This window comes from Mycobacterium sp. SMC-18 (genome assembly GCF_045310895.1).
Taxonomy (GTDB): domain Bacteria; phylum Actinomycetota; class Actinomycetes; order Mycobacteriales; family Mycobacteriaceae; genus Mycobacterium.
Map to the genome: position 1 here is coordinate 1 of NZ_JBJIAL010000098.1, position 4015 is coordinate 4015.

Below are 4015 nucleotides of genomic sequence, written 5' to 3' on the forward strand. Positions count from 1 at the left end.
TCTCCGGGTCGTACTTGCTCGGCATGACATGCACCTTCCCAAGGAAGGAGGTGCGCATCAAACGCGGGATGGTTCACTTGAGCCACGAACGCGTCATCCGTTCTGAGATCGATGAGTTCCTCCCGAACCTGGATGCCGTTGAACGTAATGTTCATGCTTCCCGCTAGGGCGTAGTCGTCGCCCGTCAGAGCTTTAGTGTGAAGATTCTCAGATGGATCGATCGACATCGTGAATCGACTCTCAACACGAAGGTCTTCGGCCGTGCTTTGAAGACGGTGTAGGAAGCGGGTGTTGTGGGAGTCGGTCGTCGTTCCGACAACAATGTGACTACCTTGAGATGCAAGGGCTACCAGTAGCTCAACGAGACGGATTCGCCGCTTACCGAAACGACTCACGGCGTCGAAACCTCCAGCACTGTTGTCGACGATCTCGACATTGGATATCCATGGCGACACCAACCACAGACACTTGCTCGGTGCAGCAAGTTCGGCGCTGAAAATGCCCGCTAGTAGATCAGCGGCTTCCGTCGCACTAGCGCTTTGTGATTTGCGGATGACGCGGTTCACCACGCCTCCCGCAGCACGAGACGTCCCGTAATTTCCGGTCCGCGATCATGAATACCCAACACCTCGGGGTAGCACCACAAGGGACCAACTTCGACAGGTATAGCGGTCAGATCAAGCAATGCCTTCCGAAGCTCCCGCCTTGATGTGGTCGGCACTTTGAGAACGATCTCGCCGTTGGCGCGAAGGAGGCTGTGAACCTCCAGTCTGCGGCCATCGCTCCACTCAGAGAACTCGCAGATTTCAAGCGGCGCCTGCCAATGAAGCCGCAGCAACTCAATCGACCTACGAACGCGATCGACATACGGATTGAAGTGTCCACTCGACTGAACGCCATTTCCCCACGGCCACAGAACATTTGCGATCGCACGCGACCGCTTGCGATCGGTCACGTTGCTTCCCAGATGTAGGTACTGGTCGGCCTCCGCGCGACCCGCGAGCAATGCCGCGAGCACCCGCGGACTCACCTCCATACCGCACGACTGCTCCGCTTCGTCTCTGATTGTGAGCCACTGCTGGACTTCCCGGAGAAACGTAACCGAGGCGCCGGGGCCAGCTAATCGGGTGGTCAGACCAGTTCGAGCAGCGTGGCTAAGGGTAATTCCGGCGGCCTGCAGGGCAGTGTCCAAGTTTGCGGTGGCAGCTTGCACCGATTGGTGGCCGTCGCGCCAACTTTGCACCAGCATGTCAATCGACGCGCGAACGTCCGGATCGCCAGAGTCGATAACCGATCGGAGTTGCCCGTCGAGTGTCTCCATATCGTCAAGACGCAGAACATCGGCGATCGCAACCGGCAGGCGCTCAGGTCCTTCTACTAGGCCGATCACGAGCGCCTCAATGTGGCCAGTGCCGCCTGGCGATTGCTCTGAGATGTAAAACATGCCGGGATGGTCGGGATCCAGATCGATTGCGAGATCGTCTACGTCCACGTTGGACAGTGCCGCAAGAAGTGTCTCTGCAGCGGACACAGTAAACCGTCGACTCAATGACTCGACCCATTCAGATGTTCGAACGGTTGCACGTGCAGCGAGTAGATGACGACGGACGGAATCGAGAACCTCGGCGTCGCCGAGCCAAGCCGAGAACGACCCGGCATTTGCTGGGTCAAAGATATCCAAACAAATGGCGGCACGTTGCAGTCCGTCGGCGAACTGGCGGGCATCGGGATCGCCCGAGGACCAATCCCACATCGCGGCGAACACATCGGTCGAGTCAGCCATCGAATCGCGATCGAAGGCTGACATTGCATCTGGGAGTGCGGCGTCGGTGACGATAAGTTCGCGTAGCCATTCCGACCTCTCGCTCGGAGTGGGCGGATTGTTGAACGCGGGGAGGACCACACGTCCCTGAATCGCATCGGCGTGGATCTCCACACCTAGAGCAGCGTTTCGCCACGCCTCTCCCTCGCGAGTGCAGAATTGCACCCTTCGAGGTGTCGCTTGACCATTCAGCCATAGCACGCCGCGCCCCGTCAGCGCATAGCGCACCACCCGCACTCCTCCGCCTTGGCTGTGCAGATGAGCAGTTAGCTCCCCAATTGCCCTAGCGGTGGCACCCGCAATCGGTAGACGAGCACCGGCGCCCAACGGCGTGGCGCTGAAAGCCCAGTCGGCTCGCATCGACGAAGCATCACTCACGTCGTTCGCGACAACCTCTAGCTCCACAGCCGTCGGCGAAAACACACGGACAACCCCGTGTGACGTGCTCACATCATCGATGGCGATGCCTTGAACATCCGCCACGTTCAGCAGGTGCGTCCCATCGGTACTAGTGTCAGCGGGAAGTGGAACCCAATGCCGCTTTGCTGTTGCCCAGACGCCAAAGTGACGCGAAACGTTGCCGGGCAGGAACTCTCGAATCGCCCTCAAAGCCGGCAGGTGCTCGACTCGCATCTCATTCCTCGCCCACGGCACTCGCATCTCCACATCAGGCACAAGAAGATCGTCGAACAGATTGCCGGGAACAAAGTCTCGAAGTGGCGTCCGCGTGCGGACCCCGCTGTCATCCGCGGCAGGCATCTCACCGCGCCACTGATCCCGAAGACGCCGTCGAAGGGTCGGCACTACCGCACCAAGCAACGGGCGAGGCGCCTCCCACAAGAGCTTGTCGATCACGATGTCTGACGCAGGACCGTCGCCTAGCCCCAGGGACCTGCGCAGGTGGCGAATCAGCGAACCGCGCTCAGGGCCATCCCGCAACAATGACGTCAGGCGGTCGGCCATGGCGGACTGTCTCGATCGATAGTTGTCTACCCACTTCAGATCCTTGGCAAGAACTTCAGCAGGCCCTGACGCGACTGCCCATGAGGAGTCCGTGTCGTAGCCGAGTTCGCCAGCCAGCCAGTCAAGCAAGCAATACACCGCCTGAATTCTTTGAACGTACAGATTCTCCAGCGGCAGCGAACGTGCCGGAACCACCGGACTAAATAGCGCGTCGTAGGCATCCCACGCATCGCGATCGCGCCCCCAGTCGCTTAGGACAACTACTGTCCAGGGACGCGTCGCAACATTGCGCCCAGCTCGACCCTTCCGTTGCAAGAACTGTGCGACGTCATGCGGCGCCTTATGTTGGAGGACAGCTCCAACACGATCGTCGTCGAATCCCACTTCTAAACTAGCGGTGGCAACAATGATGTCGGCGTCAGCAGCCACTCCAGTGTCCTGCGAACTCGTTCTACCAACCCATTTCTGAACGTCACCGTCCACGTCGTGGCCCAACTGCTCAGCGAGCCACCAGTATTGACCTTCAGGGTCGCGCAGTACCGGGCCTTCCCTCTTATCTGGCGCTAAAGCCATTTGCTCACTGGACCGTAGATGAGCGAGCGTTAGTGGACTGGTATTGCGCTTCTGATTTCCAGGCCACGCCCAGCCCTCTGCATCCAGCAGATCCCAGTACAAACGGTTGGTGCTGTCTAACTTGTCAGTAAACGCAAACAGGCGACTTCCGACGATCCGCTCCGAACTGACCGGTGGATTGAACGGATCGCCGTTCAATACATCTAGCGACCGGGAAAGTGCCATCGCAGCCTGGATAGTTGTGGACAACGTACCTGTCTTGCCATGGGGGTTGTGCCGAAGCGCTAGGAGGTACTCGGCTCCAGATTCCTCTAGCTCGTCGAGGTTGGGTTCAACGACCGCAATGTGCCCTGGATCTAGACCGACAAGGCGGCCGAAGAACTCACCTGCATCAGCGAGAGTCGCAGACAAACCGGCCCAAAGAGGCTCGTGTCCAAGCGCTTTACGCAAGCGTCGAAGTAGATACGCATTCTGTGCGCCAGCAGTGCCTTCATATATGTGTACCTCATCGAGTAGCACTGCACGGACACCATCCGGGCCAATACCAAACGCGCGCAAGTTACCTGGCGACGACAATTGTCGGAGCAATGATCAGAACCTGTGGATGAGCCTCGGCGAGGCGGCGTAGGAAAGGGCGCACCTTCCCGAGGATGATCT

General features: G+C 59.0%; 2 protein-coding genes. Both read right to left on the reverse strand.

Annotated elements, in window-relative coordinates:
- A partial coding sequence (gene dpdK / locus ACJH6J_RS30085) for a phospholipase D-like domain-containing protein DpdK (RefSeq protein ID WP_406805015.1) occupies positions 1-566 on the reverse strand: 566 nt, incomplete at its 3' end.
- On the reverse strand, positions 563-3583 hold the full coding sequence (locus tag ACJH6J_RS30090; RefSeq protein ID WP_406805016.1) for a helicase-related protein: 3021 nt from the start codon (positions 3581-3583) through the stop codon (positions 563-565). The genes dpdK and ACJH6J_RS30090, both read right to left, overlap by 4 nt.
- Between the last annotated feature and the right edge of the window lie 432 nt (positions 3584-4015).

Coding starts and splice junctions, on each gene's coding strand:
- ACJH6J_RS30090 (WP_406805016.1), bottom strand. CDS start 3,583: ATGGCACTTTCCCGGTCGCTAGATGTATTGAACGGCGATCCGTTCAAT.